Raw genomic sequence first — 15,518 nt, forward strand, 5'->3', positions numbered from 1 at the left:
CACGGAGCGCTGCCTCGGAGGCGGCTCGACGAGTCCGCGGCTGCGCCGCGACGCGTCTTCACCGCGTGCGGCGGGACCGTATGCGGCGGGACCGTATGCGGCGGGCGGCGCGCGGCGTCGACGAGACCGGGCGCGCGGCGGGCGGCGTCGACGAGGCCGGACGCGGCGAGTCATGGATGGCCGGTCGCCGCGCTGCCCGGGCCGGCCGCCGGCGCGCGGCCTTCGGGCGCGTCGAAGCGCGCGGTGACGTGGTAAACGCCGGCCTCGAGATCGAGGCTCAGGCGCAGCCCGCTCTTCTCGAGCACCCGCATCATCGCCTTGTTCGAGAGCAGGACGTCGGCCTCGAACCCCGAGAGCCCCCGGGCCCTCGCGATCTCCGCCATCCGCCGCATGAGCAGGGTGCCGACCCCCTTTCCCTGCCATTCATCGCGGACCACGAAGGCGATGTCGGCGAGGTTGTTCTTCGGATCGACGTCGTAGCGGGCCATCCCGACCACGGCGTCGCGCTCCGGGCCGGCGCAGGCCACGATGGCCATGTTCTGCTCGTAATCGAGGTTCACGAGCTGCTGCATCTCCTCGTGGGGGTGCTCGCGCTTGTGGCTCATGAAGCGGCGATAGACGCTCTCGTCCGAGAGGCGATAGAAGAGGTCCTGCAGCGCGGCCTCGTCGGAGAGCCTGACCGGCCGGCAGAGCAGCGCCTCGCCGGAGGGGAGGCTCGCCGCCCGCGCCTCCTGAAAGGGGTAGTCCGCGCGCGAGACGACCTGGTCGCTGAACACGTAGCGGCGCTGCTTGGCGGCGGCGAGGAGGTCGGCGCGGTGATCGGGGTGGGCGATCTCGATGAGCGCGAGCGCGCGCTGCCGGATGTTCCGGCCCCAGAGGTCGGCGACGCCGTGCTCCGTCACCACGTAGTGCACGTCCCCGCGGCTCGTCACGATGCCGGCGCCCTGCTCGAACGCCGGCTGGATCCGGCTGATCGTGCCGTCCTTCGCGGTGGACCGGAGCGCGATGACCGGCTTGCCGCCGCGGCTCCGCGCGGCGCCCCGGATGAAGTCGACCTGCCCCCCGATGCCGGAGAAGAAGCGGCCCATCAGCGTGTCGGCGGCGACCTGGCCCGTCAGATCGACGGCGAGCGCCGCATTGATGGCGATCATCCGGTCGTTCCGGGCGATGATCAGCGGATCGTTGGTGAAGGCGCAGCCGCGCATCTCGAGGACGGGGTTGTCGTGGGCCCAGGCGTAGAGGGCGCGGCTCCCGAGGAGGAACGAGGTCACGAGCTTCCCTGGCAGGAGGGACTTTCTGCGGTTCGTGATGACGCCGCGCCGGACGAGCTCCATCACGCCGTCGGAGAGCATCTCGGTGTGGACGCCGAGGTCGCTCCGGCCCTCGAGCGCGGCGAGCACGGCGTTCGGGATCTTGCCGATGCCCGTCTGGAGGGTCGCGCCGTCGGGCACGAGGGTCGCCACGTGCCGGCCGATGGCGCGGTCGATCTCGTCGAGCGGCTCGATCGCGCGCTCGGGCAGCTCGCGATCCACCGGGACGAGGTGGGTTATCCGATCCACGTGCAAGAACGAGTCTCCGTGGGTGCGGGGCATCCGCGGGTTGACCTCGGCGAGGACCAGATCGGCCGAGTCGACGGCGGCGCGGACGATGTCGACGGAGACGCCGAGGCTGACGAAGCCGTGGGCGTCCGGGGGGCTCACCTGGATGAGGGCCACGTCGATGCGCACGCGGCGCGAGAGGATCAGGCTGGGGATCTCGGAGAGGAAGACCGGCATGAAGTCGGCGCGCCCCTCGTGGACCGCCTCGCGGACGTTCTGGCCGATGAAGAACGCCGTGTGCCGGAACCGCCGCTCGAGGCCGGGGCGGACGTAGGGCGCGGGGCCCTCGGTCATCAGGTGGACGATCTCGTTGTCGGCGAGGTGATCGCCGGACTCGACGAGCGCGTTCACGAGCTCGCTCGGCTCCGCGGCGCCCGAGCCGACGAGGATGCGCCGCCCCCGCGGGATCGCGCGGACGGCCTCCTCGGCCGTCTTCACTTTGTCGGCGAAGCGCGTTTGCCAGTCCGTGACCGTCTGTTGCATCGAGTGCCTCTTCCTGCTGTGCTGGTGGGGAGTGGAGGGGGTGTTGCCGGCGCGGGCGCGGGCCGCGGCGCTCGCTGGGCCGCCGTCAGGCGGTCTCTTTTTCGGCGAGCAAGGCGGCCAGGACGGCCAGGGCGTCGGTCGTCGTGAAGACGCCGACGACGTGCGCGCCGTTCAGCACGACGGCCGAGCCGTACTTGTGCTCGGCCATCTCGCGGACCACCTCGGAGAGCGGCGCGTCCGGCGCGACGGCGTAGGGGCTCGGCGACATGGCCTCGCTGACGAGGAGCTCGTCGCCCTCTTGGTCCTTGAGCGTCTCGATCCAGTAGATGTCCCGCTCGGAGATCATGCCGACCAGCCGGCCGCCGCGCAGCACCGGCAGGTGCCGGATGCGGTGTCCTCGCATGAGCTTGCGGGCGAGGCCGACCTTCTGATCGGCGCCGATCGAGTGCGGGCTCCTGGTCATGCAATCCTGGATGCGAAGGGTCGAAGAGCTCATGAGGCCTCCCCGGGCGCTGGGCGTCCGTGACGATCCGAGCGATTCAGGCGTCTGCAAGAGGGTCAGCAAGATGCGGACCACCGGGCGGAGCTCGGCTTCTGGCAGCGGTGGTCAGCGCGGCGGGCGAGCTGAGCTGGCTCGATGCGCCGCGTGCGCGGCGCTGGCGACCTCCGACTTCCGGCCGCCGGCGAGGGCGCGCCTGCAGCGATTGCGCGCGAGCGCAGGGGGTTCGCCAGCGCGGACCAGGGCGCCTCGGCGCGCGTCACTCCTTGTCGTCGGCCTGGGCGACGTTGCCCGGCACGCCCAGGGCGACCGGGCCCATTCCCTTGCCCTTGAAGCGGTTGTGCCAGAGGCGCTGGCCGGTGATCGAGAAACACTCGATCTCGCCCTGTTTGGCGACGAAGAGCCGGTCTCCCTCCAGGACCAGCGTGGCGCGGCCGTGCGTGGCGGTCTTTACCTCCCAGAGCAGCTCGCCCGTCGGGTAGCGCAGGCAGGCGACGCTGCTGAGGGCCGCCGCGTAGATCGCAGCGGGTGTGATCAGGAGCGCCGTGGACGTGATCCCGGCCCCGTCTTGCTTGTGCTCCCACAGCACGCGCCCGGTGACCGGGTCGATGCCGAAGATCTGACCCAGGAACGCCGCCACCAGCACCGGCGCCGCTGCGGTTGTCCGGTATTCGCTCATCCGCCGCCTCCGTTCGTGATTGCTCTCAGCGAGCTATCAGCAGGGGGCCGGCGCGGCAAGGTGCGAGCGCGCGTGATCGGGAAGATCGACAGGTCACCGCGCTCGCTTTACGCTCCTGGCCTCGATGAGAGACACTGCACCGGCCCAAGGCCTGCGAGGCCGGCAGCGACCCGCTCTGGAATCACGTGATGTGGGCCTATCCAGATTTGGGCGAGAGCGCCGACGATTCGTGTCAGCTCGCGCTCCTCGGCGGCTACGCCCCCGTCCCCGGTCCCTTGGCCCCGACCTTTCTGCAACGATTCTTGCAGGGCTCGCTGCGCTGAAGCGCGCCCTCGTCCTGCGCGTCGTCGCCGCGCTCGCGGCAGCCCTGGCAACAGGTCAGTCGGGTTGTGATCGAGAGCGCCTTCCCCAAGGCGACGTTTCGACGGGGGGGCTCCCATCGTCGGCGAGCGCGCCGGCGGCGCCGGCCTCGCCCTCCGGAGCCCCTTCGGCGGGCGGCGGTGGGCTGAACGACCTCGATGCTCCACGCCCCGGCACCACCGGGGCTCCTCGATCGGGATCGCCGCCGTCGTCGCTCGGCGATGCAGGGGTGGCCTCACCCGCTCCTGCGACCACCGCCGGCCCGAGCGCGCCGGCTGGCCCGCCGTTCGACCAGGATGCCTGGCTGGCCGCCCGCGGCGCCGTGTGGCGTCCCGATGCCGCGTGCTGGTCGACCCTCGCCACGAGCCCGCCTCAGCGCATCAACATGTGCTCGTGCCACCAGGCGCTCAGTCTGCCGGAGGTCGAGCTGATGGTGTGCTCTCGCGCGCGCGAGCCGGAATCCGACGCGGCGCCCGTCGTGACGCACACGGTCCTCTACGCAGCGCGGAGCGGCGCGCTCCAGGTTGTGCTCGACGTCCCCACCGGCGCGACGCTCGACGAGTGCGCGCCGGGGGCCCCGATCCCGTGCTCGGTGGTGCTCGAGCTTCGCGTCGAGGGGAGCTCGATCCGATTCGACGATACGGCGGGGACGACCCCCTCGTGCGACCATCCCTGGATCGCCGCGAACAACTCCCTCCCAGGCGCGTCCGGCGGGAGCAGCGCCTCCGGGCAGCGCGTGCGCGCCGCCTACCGGCGCATCTGCAGCGCCCGCGGCCGCTACGTCTGGCAGCGCGGCGCGCTCCGCCGCGCGCCGTGATCAGGCAGCCCCGCCTGCGCGGGAAGGCTCGAGACCACCGCAGGAGGCAGGTCTGTGTGCTGAGCTAGACCAGAAGCCTCGCTCCGGAGACAGATCTGTATGATGAGCTACACCAGGAGCCTCTCCCGGACACAGATCTGTATGATGAACTACACCAAGTACCTCTCTCCGGAGACAGATCTGTATGATGCGCTACTGTTGGATCCAAATTCGCAGACAGATCTGGTTGATGTCCTACGTCGACCCCCAGATCCGCAGACACGTCCGCGTATCTTCTTGCTCGGGGCGCTCGCCCCTCAGGCTCTCCTGCGCCCCGGCGGGATCAGGTATCCGCAGCTCCGCCCGAACCACCGCAGCACGTCGAGCGACGACAGGATGCCCACCACCTTGCCGTCGTCCGAGACGATCGGCAGCCGGTGCACGCCCTCGTAGGCCATCAGCGACGCGGCCTGCCGGATGCTCGCGCTCTCGTGCAGCTGCACCACGACGGGCGTCATCACGTCGCGCGCGGTGACCTTGACGGGCTCGTACACGTAGAAGCCCTGCTCCATGTCGAGCGGCGCGACGTCGGCCGGGTGCAAGCTCATCCGCTCGGATTCCTCGGTGTCGCCGCGCTCCTCGGCCGCCCGGAGCACGTCGGCCCGCGACACCATGCCGACCGGCTTGCCGTCCGCATCCACGACCGGCATCCCGCTGATCCCGTGGCGGATGAGCAGGGCCGCGATCTCGTCGACCGTGACCTCCGGCCGCACGCAGATGACGTCCCGGCTCATGATCCCGGCGAGCGGCGCCGCCGGATTCACGTGCTGACTCACCCCGGCCAGCGGGTCCGCGCTCCCCATGGCCGACATCGCGCGCTCGGTATGGCAGACGACCGACGTCGTGCGCGACGCCGCGTCGAAATGCAGCGCGTGAAACCGACGGCACGACTCGCACTCGGGCACCGTGGCCGACCGCTCCTTGAGCGGGCAATAGACGGTCGCGACGACCGACGCCTCGCCGTCGTCTCCAACGATGCGCGCGCTGCGGATCGCGTGCTGCGGGATGGGGTGCTCTCCGTTGATCGGTCCAAGGGTCGTCATCGTCATCTCTCCGCTCGCCTCCGCGGCCTTCGCTCCGAGGCGCGCCCTGCGTTGAGCACCGCCCGTGCCACGCCCGAGCGCCCCGGAACGCCGCGGCAGGGCGGCAGGCCCCGAGCGCCGCGCCCGCGCCGCCGCGCGCCGTTTGCGCCGCGGCGAAAGGCATGCACGCCCCGCGCGCCGCGCGCGGAGGTCCGCCGCCCGCGGGGCGACGCGCCCAGCGCGCGAGTCGCCCGCGCTCCGCCTTCGGAGCGCATGGCAGGGCCCGCCGCTCTCCGCCTTTCGGAGCGCATGGCACGGCCCGTGCGAACCCTGCGAGCAGCGCGCGCGCGGCGTGCCGAGAGGCGCGCCGCGCAGCACGCCGGGCAGAGCAGGGCAACCCGCCCGGATGGACTGGCAACGAGGCTGAGGAGGACGTCATGTCGAGCGTGGGCGCAACGGGTCGGTTCATCGTCGTGGTCGGGATCGACTTCTCGGATCTGAGCAACCGCGCGCTCGATCAGGCGCTCGAGTCCGCCTGCTGCCGCGACAACGCGGAGGTGCACGGGGTCTACGTCGAGCCCGAGAGCTGGGTCGGCGTCGGGCTCTCGCGGGCGCCGGCGGCGGCCACCAAGCCCGACGTGGCGCTCCAGCAGCTCCAGGCGCGCGCGAGCGAGCGCGTCCGCGCCCTGGGCGCCAAGCTCGACGGCAGGCGGCTCAAGCGCGTCGTCGTCCACTTCCGCCGCGGCGATGCGGCCGGGAACATCGCTCAGCTCGCCGCCGACCTCGACGCCGACCTCGTGGTCGTCGGCTCTCACGGCCACCGCGGGCTCGAGCGGCTGCTCCTCGGCTCGGTCGCCGAGCGCGTCGCCCGGCTCGCGCGCTGCCCGGTGTGGATCGTGCGGCCGAAGGATCACGCGACCGCCGGCCGGGTGCCCGAGATCGAGCCGCCTTGCCCCGAGTGCGTGAAGCGCCGGCAGGAGACCGGCGCCGCCGATCTCTGGTGCGCGCGCCACTCGGAGCATCACGTCCGGCCCCACCGCTACTCGTACGCGACGAACGGGGTCTACGCGACGTCGAGCGCCGCCTACCACGCGACGCCCGAAGGGAATTGATCGTGATTGATCGTGATCGAGAGGCGAGCTCGACGAGGTTGCGCACCTGCGGGGTAAACCCCCGACATCCTGTCCTGTGAACGCCGGACGAACGGCGCATTCAAGCGTCGAAGGTCGAAGATCGCGCCGCCGCTCCCTCGCGTTCGATCTCATCGGACGGCGGCCCCCGCCGCGCGCCGGCGTATTGACGCTGCGCTGCCAGCGGAGAATATACCGTGTCATGAAGCGCTCCTGCATCGCCGTGGCGGCTCTCGCGATCTCGCTCTCCGCGTCCGCCGCGGCACAGCCGGTGAAGCTGTTCGTGCTCGCGGGCCAGTCCAACATGGTCGGCTACGGCGTGGGCACCGCTTTGCCGGCCGAGCTCCAGAGCCAGCCCGACATCTGGTACGACCACCACAACCCCGACGCGCGCGAGGGGGGGCCGTACGCCGCGGCGACGAGCACCGACTGGGGGCCGCTCGAGCCGAAGGGCGAGGCGCGCCGCTACGGGCCGGAGATCACGTTCGGCCACGCGATGGCGGCGGCGTACCCCGAGCACCGGATCGCGATCGTGAAGCTGGCGCAAGGGGGCACGAACCTTGTCGACCACTGGGGGCGCGGGCTGGGGCCGGATCCGGAGGTGCTCTACAAATCGCAGCTCTACCACGCGCTCCTCGGCAAGCTGGACTCCGCGACGTACACAGGCGATCGCGCCCTCCGCTACCCCGACGAGCCGACGCGGCTCGACAACGCCCTGGCGCGGCTCGAGTCGGAGGGGCACGACGTCGAGATCGCCGGGCTCCTCTGGATGCAGGGCGAGAACGAGGCGGGGTGGGCGGCCGCGTTCACCTACGGCGACACGCTGCGCGGCTTCATCGCGGCGATCCGCGAGGATCTCGGCGCGCCCGGGCTCCCGGTCGTGCTCGGCCGGATCAGCGACAACCTCTACCCGGCGAACGGCGGGCCCATCGCCGCCGGCAAAGAGGCGAACATCGACGCCGTGCGCGCGGCGCAGGTGGCCGTGGCCGAGGAAGACCCTCGGGTCGCGTGGGTCGACACGGACGACTTCGCCCCGCGGCGGGCCGACGATACGTGGCATTTCGACTCCGCCGCGTACCAGCTCCTCGGCGAGCGCTTCGCCGAGGCGTACCTCGCGCTGGTCGGCGAGACGGGCTCGCCGGGCGCCTCGTCGGCGAACAGCGCCACGAGCGCGGGCGCGGGGGGAGGGGGCGGCGCGGCGGGGGCGAGCGGGAGCACGGTGGCGGCCGGCAGCGCCGCGGGCGCGGGGGGAGGCGGCGGCGCGGCGGGAGCGAGCGGGAGCTCGGTGTCGTCGGCGAGCGGCGCCGCGAGCGCGGGCGTGGGAGGGGGCGGCGCGGCGGGAGCGAGCGGGAGCGCGGCGGCCGCGGGCAGCGCCGGGAGCGCGGCCGGCTCGAGCGGGGCCGCGCCCGGGGGCGCCGGCGGTAGCAGCGGCTGCGGCTACCGGACGGCCGGGGCCCCGGGCCAGGGGCCGACGGCGGCGGCGCTCGCGCTGATCGCGCTGGCGGCATTGCGACGGCGCCGCCGGAGCGGGCGCGAGCCCGGCTGAACCGGGGCTCGCCGCCTCAGGGAGGAGGTCGCAGAGGCCCGCCGTCGCGTTGGACGGGCCCTCTGCGGGTGCTCAGCGCCGCTGGGTCAGCCCTACAGGCAGAGGCCAGCGCTGCACACGTAGCCGTCGCGGCAGTCGTCCGCCGTCTCGCACTCGGCGATGCAGGCGCTGTTGCCCTCACTGTCCGAGTCGCAGTAGCCGCCGCCGGCGCAGTCGTCGGCCCCGGGAGTGCACGGGCCCGTGCAGTACCCGCCCGGCCAGCCATCGGCGTCGGAGAAGCAGAAGCCGCCGGCGCAGTCGGCGTCGGCGGCGCAAGCGTCGCCGTCGGCGCCATCGCCCGCCGGCGGGTCGCAGTAGCCAACGGCATTGCAGACGTACCCGTCCGAGCACTGAGCGTCGCTGGTGCAGCCCGGGTAGCAGGTATTGTCGGCGTCACAGATGTAGCCGTCGCGGCAGTCGCTGTCCGCCGTGCACGAGGTGAGGCAGATGCCGGTGGTGTCGCCCGGCTCCATGTAACAGGTGCCACCGCCCGTGCACTCGAGGTCGACGCCGCAGAAGCCCGAACAGTAGCCGCCCGGAAAGCCGTAGTCGGCCTGGGAGATGCACCAGTCGCCAGAACACACGCTGTCCTCCGTGCAAGCGCTGCCGTCCGGAGTATAGCAGGCGCCCCAGTAGTCATCGCACACGCCCACCTCCGTGCACTGCGCGTCGCTTGTGCAGCTCGGCCAGCACACCCCGCCTGGGATGCACGCATAACCGTCGCGGCAGTCGTCCGATGTCTCGCACTCGGCGGCGCACATGGTGAAGCCAGATTCCTCGTTCACGAGGAAGCAGGTGCCGCCGCCGGCACAGTCGCTGTCCGTCACGCACTCCGCGCTACAGTACCCGGAGGGAAAGCCGCTTCCGGTCTCCGGGAGGCAGGCGCCGCTGGCACACGTGGCACCGTCGGTGCAGGCAGCGCCGTCGGCAGCGGGCTCGCCGCCGCCGGCGCCGGTGGTGGCGGAGGTGGTGGAGGTGACGCTGCCGCCGCCGCCGGTGGTGACGGAGGTGGTGGAGGTGACGCTGCCGCCGCCGCCACCGTCGCCGCCGCCGCCAGTGGTGACGGAGGTGGTGGAGGTGACGCTGCCGCCGCCGCCACCGTCGCCGCCGCCGCCAGTGGTGACGGAGGTGGTGGAGGTGACGCTGCCGCCGCCGCCACCGTCGCCGCCGCCGCCAGTGGTGACGGAGGTGGTGGAGGTGACGCTGCCGCCGCCGTCGCCGCCGGTACCGGTGGTGGCAGAGGTGGTGGAGGTGACGCTGCCGCCGCCGCCGCCGTCGCCGCCGCCGGTGGTGGCGGAGGTGGTGGAGGTGACGCTGCCGCCGCCGCCGCCGTCGCCGCCACCGGTGGTGGCGGAGGTGGTGGAGGCGACGCTGCCGCCGCCGCCGCCGTCGCCGCCACCACCGCCGGTGCCGCCACCCTGGCCGCCGGTGCCGCCACCCTGGCCGCCGTCGCCCTGGCCGCCGGTGCCGCCGCCCTCGCCGCCAGCGCCGCCGGTTCCCGCCGTCGTGCTGCCGCTGGTCGTCGTGCTGCCGCTGCCTCCGCTCCCGGGGGTCGTCGGGTCGTCATCGCCGCACGCCGCGGTCACCAAGCTCAACGCAAAGAGGCACACCAAAGATCGCATCTTCATCCGCTGCTCTCCAGCCGGTAGGGGTCCAGTGACGCGGTGCCGGCCGTCGGAGGCGAGGCGCCGCAGCGCGATGGGCGCGCGCGCATCTTCTGTCGAAACGACACGGAAGCCAACGGCTCTTTTCACTTCCTCTCCGCTCTTCCGCGCGGAGAGCACCCGGAAACGCCGCGCTCGATCGACGCCGCGCTCACCCCGCCCCCGCAGAGCCCGTTCAGCGCAGCTTTTCGACGGCGACCCCGCGCGATTGTCGGGTCCGCTCCACGTCGCGCGCAGCACGCATTGCGGGCAGCAGCGTCGTTTTCTCGTCTGCCGCGCGAGCCCTCCTCCTGACCCGCGCGCCTGACATGCCACACGTCGCTGCATCGCCGCTACGCTGCGTGCCCCGCTGTGATCTCCCGACTCGAGCTCAGCCCGAGCGCGCGCACTCCGCTGCTGCCGCCGCGAGCGCCGCCTCGATGATTGACCCGCCGCCTGCTGAGCTGGTATACGTAGCCGTTTTCCTTCGGAAGAATTTTACAATCACATTCGAAGCGAGGATCGGACGAGCGCGGTGTGCGCAGGTGAAGGGTACCTGGAGCTCCCAGCGCCAGCCGTGTCGTAGTGCCCTCGCCGGCTTCGCGGCGGCGCGCTGCGCTCCGGCGGGACGAGCCCTCGCTTCAGAAGATGATGAGGAGATCCCATGCGTGTCGCACACGTGATGATCACAGCAGCTCTCGTCAGCCTCTTCGCCGCCTGCGCCACCTCGGGCGGCGGCGGCGGCGGGCCGCCGGTCTACGCGACGGTCTGCGAGGCCCGCTGCGCCTGCGAGGACTGCTCCGGGGACAACGAGGGCCTGTGCGAGGCCGAGCAGGAGGCCATCGAGGAGCGGGCCGAGGAGCGCTGTCAGGACGAGCACAAGGCCTATGCCGACTGCGTCCGCCTGGAGGGCCGGTGCGTGGATGGTCATCACCTGGCCGAGGTCTGCAACGCCCACGCGGCGGCCCTCCTCGGCTGTCTCGAGCCAAAAGGCCGCGATCACTGCCCCTCTGCCGGCGACGGCATCTGCGACGAGCCCCAGGGCACCGACACGTGCGCGGCCGGGACCGACCCAGCCGACTGCCTCTCTTTCTGTCCGTACACCGGCAACGGCATCTGCGACGAGCCCGAGGGCGCCGGCCGGTGCCCGGCGGGCACGGACGTCGACGACTGCAAGCTCGTGCCGTGCCCGTCGGTGCAGGACGGGACCTGCGACGAGCCCCAGGGCACCGGCCGGTGCGACGAGGGCTCGGACGTCGACGACTGCATGGGAGCGACCTGCCCCGAGGCGAACAACGGCGAGTGCGACGAGCCCGAGGGCACCGGGATCTGCGACGAGGGCACCGACGCGGCCGACTGCGCGGGCGCGCCGTGCCCCTACGTGAACAACGGCGACTGCGACGAGCCCGAGGGCTCCGGGTACTGCGAGGAGGGCACGGACGTCATCGACTGCGAGACCGGCGCCGTCGCCTGCGACGACATCGGCGTCTGCGGCAGCGCCACGAGCGGGTGCGTCGCGTGCGCGAACGAGGGGAGCTGCGCCGACGAGCTCGAGGCGTGCACCATCAGCGACGACTGCTACTTCCTCGTCCAGTGCCTCGTGACCTGCGCGAACGACGCCTGCATCGATGAGTGCCTGGAGGTGTATCCGGACGGGGTGCAGACGTACTCCAGCTACGATAGATGCTTGAACTGCGAACAGTGCTACTACTCGTGCGGCGGGAGCGACGTGTTCGAGTGCTGAACCGTGGCGCATCCCCGAGCGCCGCGGAGGAGATGGACATGCTTGATCGACGAGACGTTCGTGCGCGTTCGGCCCGCGCCGCCCTCCTGGCCGCCCTGGCCGGCGTCGCCTCGTGCGGCGGCCTCTCCGCGGGCGACTACGCGGTGTACCGCGTCGCCCTCGAGGCGCCCGAGCAGGCGCCCGGCTGCTTCCCCGGCGACCGGCCGCTCCTCGCGCAGAAGTACGACGCCACCACGTTCCGGGACGGCCAGACGCTGCTCCTCTACCTCCCGACCGACGACGAGGCGGTGCTCGACACCGGCGGTCTCGTGCTGCATGGCTCCTCGGAGGACGACCCGTATACCTTCGAGGGCAGCTCCGAAGACATCGAGTTTCCCTTCCGCGACACGGTCACCGACGCCGACCAGGACGGCATCTCGGACGACGTCGACCCGTTCGTCGACGCCGACAAGGACGGCGACGACGACACGGATCCGTCGCGCGACCGCGTGGTCGACACCGACGGCGACAAGCTGGACGACCGCGATGAGCTCGAGGACGGGTTCGTCGACGCCGACGACGACGGGGACGACGACCGCTTCCGGGAGATCGTCGGCGCCACGAGGACGATCGCCCGCCTGCGGGTGAGCGTCTCGATGACGGTCGACGGGTCGACGGTCAGGGGCGTCGTGACGCGGACGACCGAGGAGACGTGCGAGGGCGACCTGTGCCCGCCCCACGTGGACCAGCCGTGCGTCGACGTGCAGCGGTTCCGCGGCGTCGAGGTCGACGAGGCGCTGCTGACCTTCGGGGTCGACGCGCGCCCGACCGGCTGAGCGGCGCTTCTTCGGCGCGCCGCGCGGCGCGCGCCTCGCTCCCGTTCTGGTAGCATCGCCCCGCTTGCCGGCGCTCCCGCTCTCCCCCGCCGACCTCCGCGCCGTGCTCGCGCCGCTGTCGGCCGCCCGCCCGCTGCCCGCGCGCGCCTACTGGGACGAGGACGTGTTCGCCTTCGATCAGGCCGAGATCTTCGGTCGCTCGTGGGTCTGCGTCGGCCGCGAGGACGAGATCGCCCGCCCCGGCGAGTGGGTGCTCGCGCCGCTCACGCCGGCGGGGATCCTCGTCCTCCGCGGCGCGGATCTGGAGATCCGCGCGTTCCACAACGTCTGCCGCCACCGGGCGGCGACGCTCGTCGACGGCGCGTGCGGCCGGCTCTCTCAGCTCGCGTGCCCGTACCACGGCTGGACCTACGAGCTCTCCGGCGCCCTGCGCGCGGCGCCCCACGCGCCCCCCGGCTTCGACCGCGGCGCGCACGGCCTCCTGCCCGCGCGGGCGGGCGCCCTCTTCGGCTTCCTCTTCGTGGCGCTCGACCCAGGGGCGCCCCCGCTCGAGAGCGCGCTCGGCGGCGCGCCGCCGTGGCTCGCGCGCCCCGAGCTGCGCTCGCTCCGGCGGGGCCGGCGGGTGGAGTACGAGGTGGCCGCGAACTGGAAGCTCTGCGTCGAGAACTTCCAGGAGTCTCACCACTTCCCGCGCGTCCACCCCGCGCTGGAGCGGCTCACCCCGTGCGACGACGCCGTGTCCTGGGGCGGGGGCGGCCCGTGGCTCGGCGGGCTCATGGAGCTCGTCCCCGGCGCCGAGACGGTCTCGCTCGGCGCGGCGCGCGGGGCGCGGCCGCTGATCGTCCCCGAGGCGGAGCGGCGGCGGGTGCGCGACGCCATGCTCTTCCCGGGCCTGCTCACGAGCCTCCAGCCCGACTACCTGCTCACGTACCGGCTCACCCCGCGCGCGCCGGACCGGACCCACGTGGTCGCCGACACCTACTTCCACCCGGCGGCGTTCACCCCCGGCTTCGATCCGGCCGACGTGTTCGCCTTCTGGGACACCGTGAACCGCGAGGATCGGTCGATCTGCGAGCGCCAGCAGCGCGGGATGCGCGCCCCGGGCTACGCGCCGTCGACCTACGCCGCGGTGGAGGACGGCGTGCACGCGTTCGATCGGTGGGTCGCCGAGCGGTACCTCGCGGCGCTCGGCGCGGGGGCGTCGTGAGCAAGCTGTGCGGCCTGTGGGGCCGCCCGTACATCGATCTCTCGCCGTTGATCGACACGTCCTGCTTCCCGGAGCTCGATCGCGAGATCGTGCTCGGGCTCTGCCGCGTCGAGCCCTCGTACACCGGCGGGAGCCTGAAGTGGATGGGCGTGGTCGCGCCGTGGGTGCACGAGGATCCGTACGTGGACTACGGGCAGGTCATCGGCGGCTTCTCGCGCGAGGAGCTCCGCGACTTCGTGGCGCTCGCCGACGACCCGTCCGCCTTCGATCTCGAGCGCGGCGGCGAGCACACCTTCGGAGACGAGACCGATCACCCGCTCTCGCGGGCGCAGATGCTGTACCTGAAGTACCGCTACGGCGTCTATTTCCCCTGGAAGGTCTGCTATCACCTCCTCGAGAACGACCGCTGGGAGGACAAGCACTCCGGCGCCGGCAAAGATTTCTCGGCAGAGGCGAGGGCGGTCTTCCCGCGGACGGTCGAGTTCCTCCGCGGGCTTCCGTTCGTCGAGATCGGGCGTTGCGTGCTCTTTGGCCTCGAGGCGAACGACCACGCGCCCGCGCACCGCGACACCGAGCCCGGGAGCGCGCTCGGCGTGGCGCAGTCGATCTCGTTCGCGCCGCGCGGCGGCAAGCGATTCTATGTCTGCGACAGGGAAGGGGAGGAGCGCACGGTCGTCCAGGCACCCATCTACTGGTTCAACGACATGGATTACCACGGGGTCGAGCCGGACCCGTTCTTCCGCTACTCGATCCGGGTGGACGGGGTGTTCGAGCCGGCGTTCGTGAAGCGGCTCCAGCGGCTCTATCGGCGCTGAGCCCGTGGACCCCGAACAGCTACAGCGTGGCTGTACGAGAGGCGGGCAGCCGCGAGAGCATGACTTCACGGAAGCCGTTTGCTTGTCCTGGCCCCCGCTTTTCATGAGTGCTTCCCTAACCAGGCTGCACTATCCTTGGACGTACCGTGAACCTGCTGTGGCAGTCGTTCCCCATGCCCGAAGGTCGACGCGCCCAGGCCTGGCGATATCATCCCGTCTACCGGCGACCAGCCCATTTCCACGACGAGCCGGAGTTCAACCTCGTCGTCCGGGGAACCGCCATCTTTCGCGTGGGGCATCGTCGCGTTCCGATGGGCCGCGGATCCTTGTTGTGGTACCCGCCCGGGCTGGATCACTATCTCGAAGACGCCAGCCCGGACCTCGAGCTCTATGTGGTAGGGTTCCGGCCCGAGCTGATCGATGCGTTCGCGCGCGAGCACGGCTGCGCGCCGAGCTTCTCTCGGCCTCCGCAGCGCCTCGACGAGGCGGCCTTGTTGGCTTGTGCAGACGCGATGGCCCAGGTGCCGAGCAGCCGCGACGACCCGGCCGTCGAAGGACGGCTGCTCGATCTGTTCGCAGCGCTGGCCCAGACGACGCCTCCTCCGCAGGTGAGCCTTGGCCACCGCGCTGCGGCCCTGCTGGTCGAGGCGCCGAGCCTCCGCCGCGACGAGCTGACCCGGCGCCTGGCCAGCAACCGCGGCGATGTGAGCCGCAAGTTTCGCCGCGACCAGGGGCTGTCGTTGACGGAGTACAAGAACCGGCTGCAAACGCTGAAGCTCCTCGATCTGCTCGAACAGGGCTGCATCCACTTGACTCACGCGGCGCTCGACGCCGGGTTCGGCAGCTACTCGCGCTGTCACCAGGTGATCAGAGAGTTGCTGGGCATGGCGCCCAGCGCGCTCCTCGACCCAGGCACCCGGAAGCTGCTCGCCGACAGGTTGGAACCGTTGAGCGCACGGCACGATCGCCGAGATCCCGGGTAGCTCGCGCGACCCGACCCCTCGTTCCGGCATCGCTGCTCCGCGAATCGGCCTTCAGGCTGCGGAAACGCACAAACTTGGATGCTCGCCGTGCGGCGGTTG

General features: G+C 72.0%; 13 protein-coding genes. 8 read left to right on the top strand and 5 right to left on the bottom strand.

Annotation, left to right across the window (positions count from 1 at the left end):
* Positions 1–170: 170 nt before the first annotated feature.
* The 3 genes from WME98_RS44635 to WME98_RS44645 all read right to left on the bottom strand — a co-directional run bounded on the left by WME98_RS44635 (position 171) and on the right by WME98_RS44645 (position 3,259).
* Positions 171–2,081, bottom strand: a complete 1,911-nt coding sequence (locus tag WME98_RS44635) for a GNAT family N-acetyltransferase (protein WP_437947703.1) — start codon at positions 2,079–2,081, stop codon at positions 171–173.
* Positions 2,082–2,166: 85 nt separating this feature from the next.
* Positions 2,167–2,577, bottom strand: coding sequence for a CBS domain-containing protein (locus WME98_RS44640; RefSeq protein WP_437947704.1), 411 nt, complete (start codon positions 2,575–2,577; stop codon positions 2,167–2,169).
* 262 nt (positions 2,578–2,839) lie between these two features.
* A complete protein-coding gene (locus WME98_RS44645; protein WP_061621948.1) occupies positions 2,840–3,259 on the bottom strand; it encodes an outer membrane protein assembly factor BamB family protein in 420 nt (139 codons plus the stop codon).
* Positions 3,260–3,848: 589 nt separating this feature from the next.
* Between WME98_RS44645 and WME98_RS44650 the strand changes: the two genes are divergently transcribed.
* Positions 3,849–4,436 (top strand): hypothetical protein, encoded by a 588-nt coding sequence (locus WME98_RS44650; protein ID WP_437947705.1) that lies wholly within the window; start codon positions 3,849–3,851, stop codon positions 4,434–4,436.
* A 296-nt stretch (positions 4,437–4,732) separates the two neighbouring features.
* On the opposite strand, the gene WME98_RS44655 is transcribed toward WME98_RS44650, so the two are convergent.
* Complete coding sequence (locus WME98_RS44655; protein WP_437947706.1) at positions 4,733–5,518, bottom strand: CBS domain-containing protein; 786 nt, start codon at positions 5,516–5,518, stop codon at positions 4,733–4,735.
* Positions 5,519–5,934: 416 nt separating this feature from the next.
* Here WME98_RS44655 and WME98_RS44660 point away from each other — a divergent pair, with 416 nt between their 5' ends.
* Both WME98_RS44660 and WME98_RS44665 read left to right on the top strand, forming a co-directional pair.
* Positions 5,935–6,609 (top strand): universal stress protein, encoded by a 675-nt coding sequence (locus WME98_RS44660; RefSeq protein ID WP_061621391.1) that lies wholly within the window; start codon positions 5,935–5,937, stop codon positions 6,607–6,609.
* A 220-nt stretch (positions 6,610–6,829) separates the two neighbouring features.
* Positions 6,830–8,173, top strand: coding sequence for a sialate O-acetylesterase (locus WME98_RS44665; RefSeq protein ID WP_437947707.1), 1,344 nt, complete (start codon positions 6,830–6,832; stop codon positions 8,171–8,173).
* Positions 8,174–8,265: 92 nt separating this feature from the next.
* Here the strand turns inward: WME98_RS44665 and WME98_RS44670 are convergent, their stop codons facing one another.
* Positions 8,266–9,807, bottom strand: a complete 1,542-nt coding sequence (locus WME98_RS44670; RefSeq protein WP_437947708.1) for a hypothetical protein — start codon at positions 9,805–9,807, stop codon at positions 8,266–8,268.
* Between the two features lie 712 nt (positions 9,808–10,519).
* Here WME98_RS44670 and WME98_RS44675 point away from each other — a divergent pair.
* The 5 genes from WME98_RS44675 (at position 10,520) to WME98_RS44695 (ending at position 15,419) form a co-directional block, all read left to right on the top strand.
* Positions 10,520–11,599: a latent transforming growth factor beta-binding protein gene (locus WME98_RS44675; protein WP_437947709.1), complete on the top strand. Its 1,080-nt coding sequence runs from the start codon at positions 10,520–10,522 to the stop codon at positions 11,597–11,599.
* 38 nt (positions 11,600–11,637) lie between these two features.
* On the top strand, positions 11,638–12,414 hold the full coding sequence (locus WME98_RS44680) for a hypothetical protein (protein ID WP_437947710.1): 777 nt from the start codon (positions 11,638–11,640) through the stop codon (positions 12,412–12,414).
* A 64-nt stretch (positions 12,415–12,478) separates the two neighbouring features.
* A complete protein-coding gene (locus WME98_RS44685; RefSeq protein WP_437947711.1) occupies positions 12,479–13,621 on the top strand; it encodes an aromatic ring-hydroxylating oxygenase subunit alpha in 1,143 nt (380 codons plus the stop codon).
* Complete coding sequence (locus WME98_RS44690) at positions 13,618–14,436, top strand: hypothetical protein (RefSeq protein ID WP_437947712.1); 819 nt, start codon at positions 13,618–13,620, stop codon at positions 14,434–14,436. The genes WME98_RS44685 and WME98_RS44690 overlap by 4 nt, the downstream gene beginning before the upstream one ends.
* 146 nt (positions 14,437–14,582) lie before the next feature.
* Positions 14,583–15,419: an AraC family ligand binding domain-containing protein gene (locus tag WME98_RS44695; RefSeq protein WP_437947713.1), complete on the top strand. Its 837-nt coding sequence runs from the start codon at positions 14,583–14,585 to the stop codon at positions 15,417–15,419.
* The last annotated feature ends 99 nt before the right edge of the window (positions 15,420–15,518 follow it).

It is taken from the genome of Sorangium sp. So ce296, from assembly GCF_051529605.1.
GTDB lineage: Bacteria > Myxococcota_A > Polyangia > Polyangiales > Polyangiaceae > Sorangium > Sorangium cellulosum_D.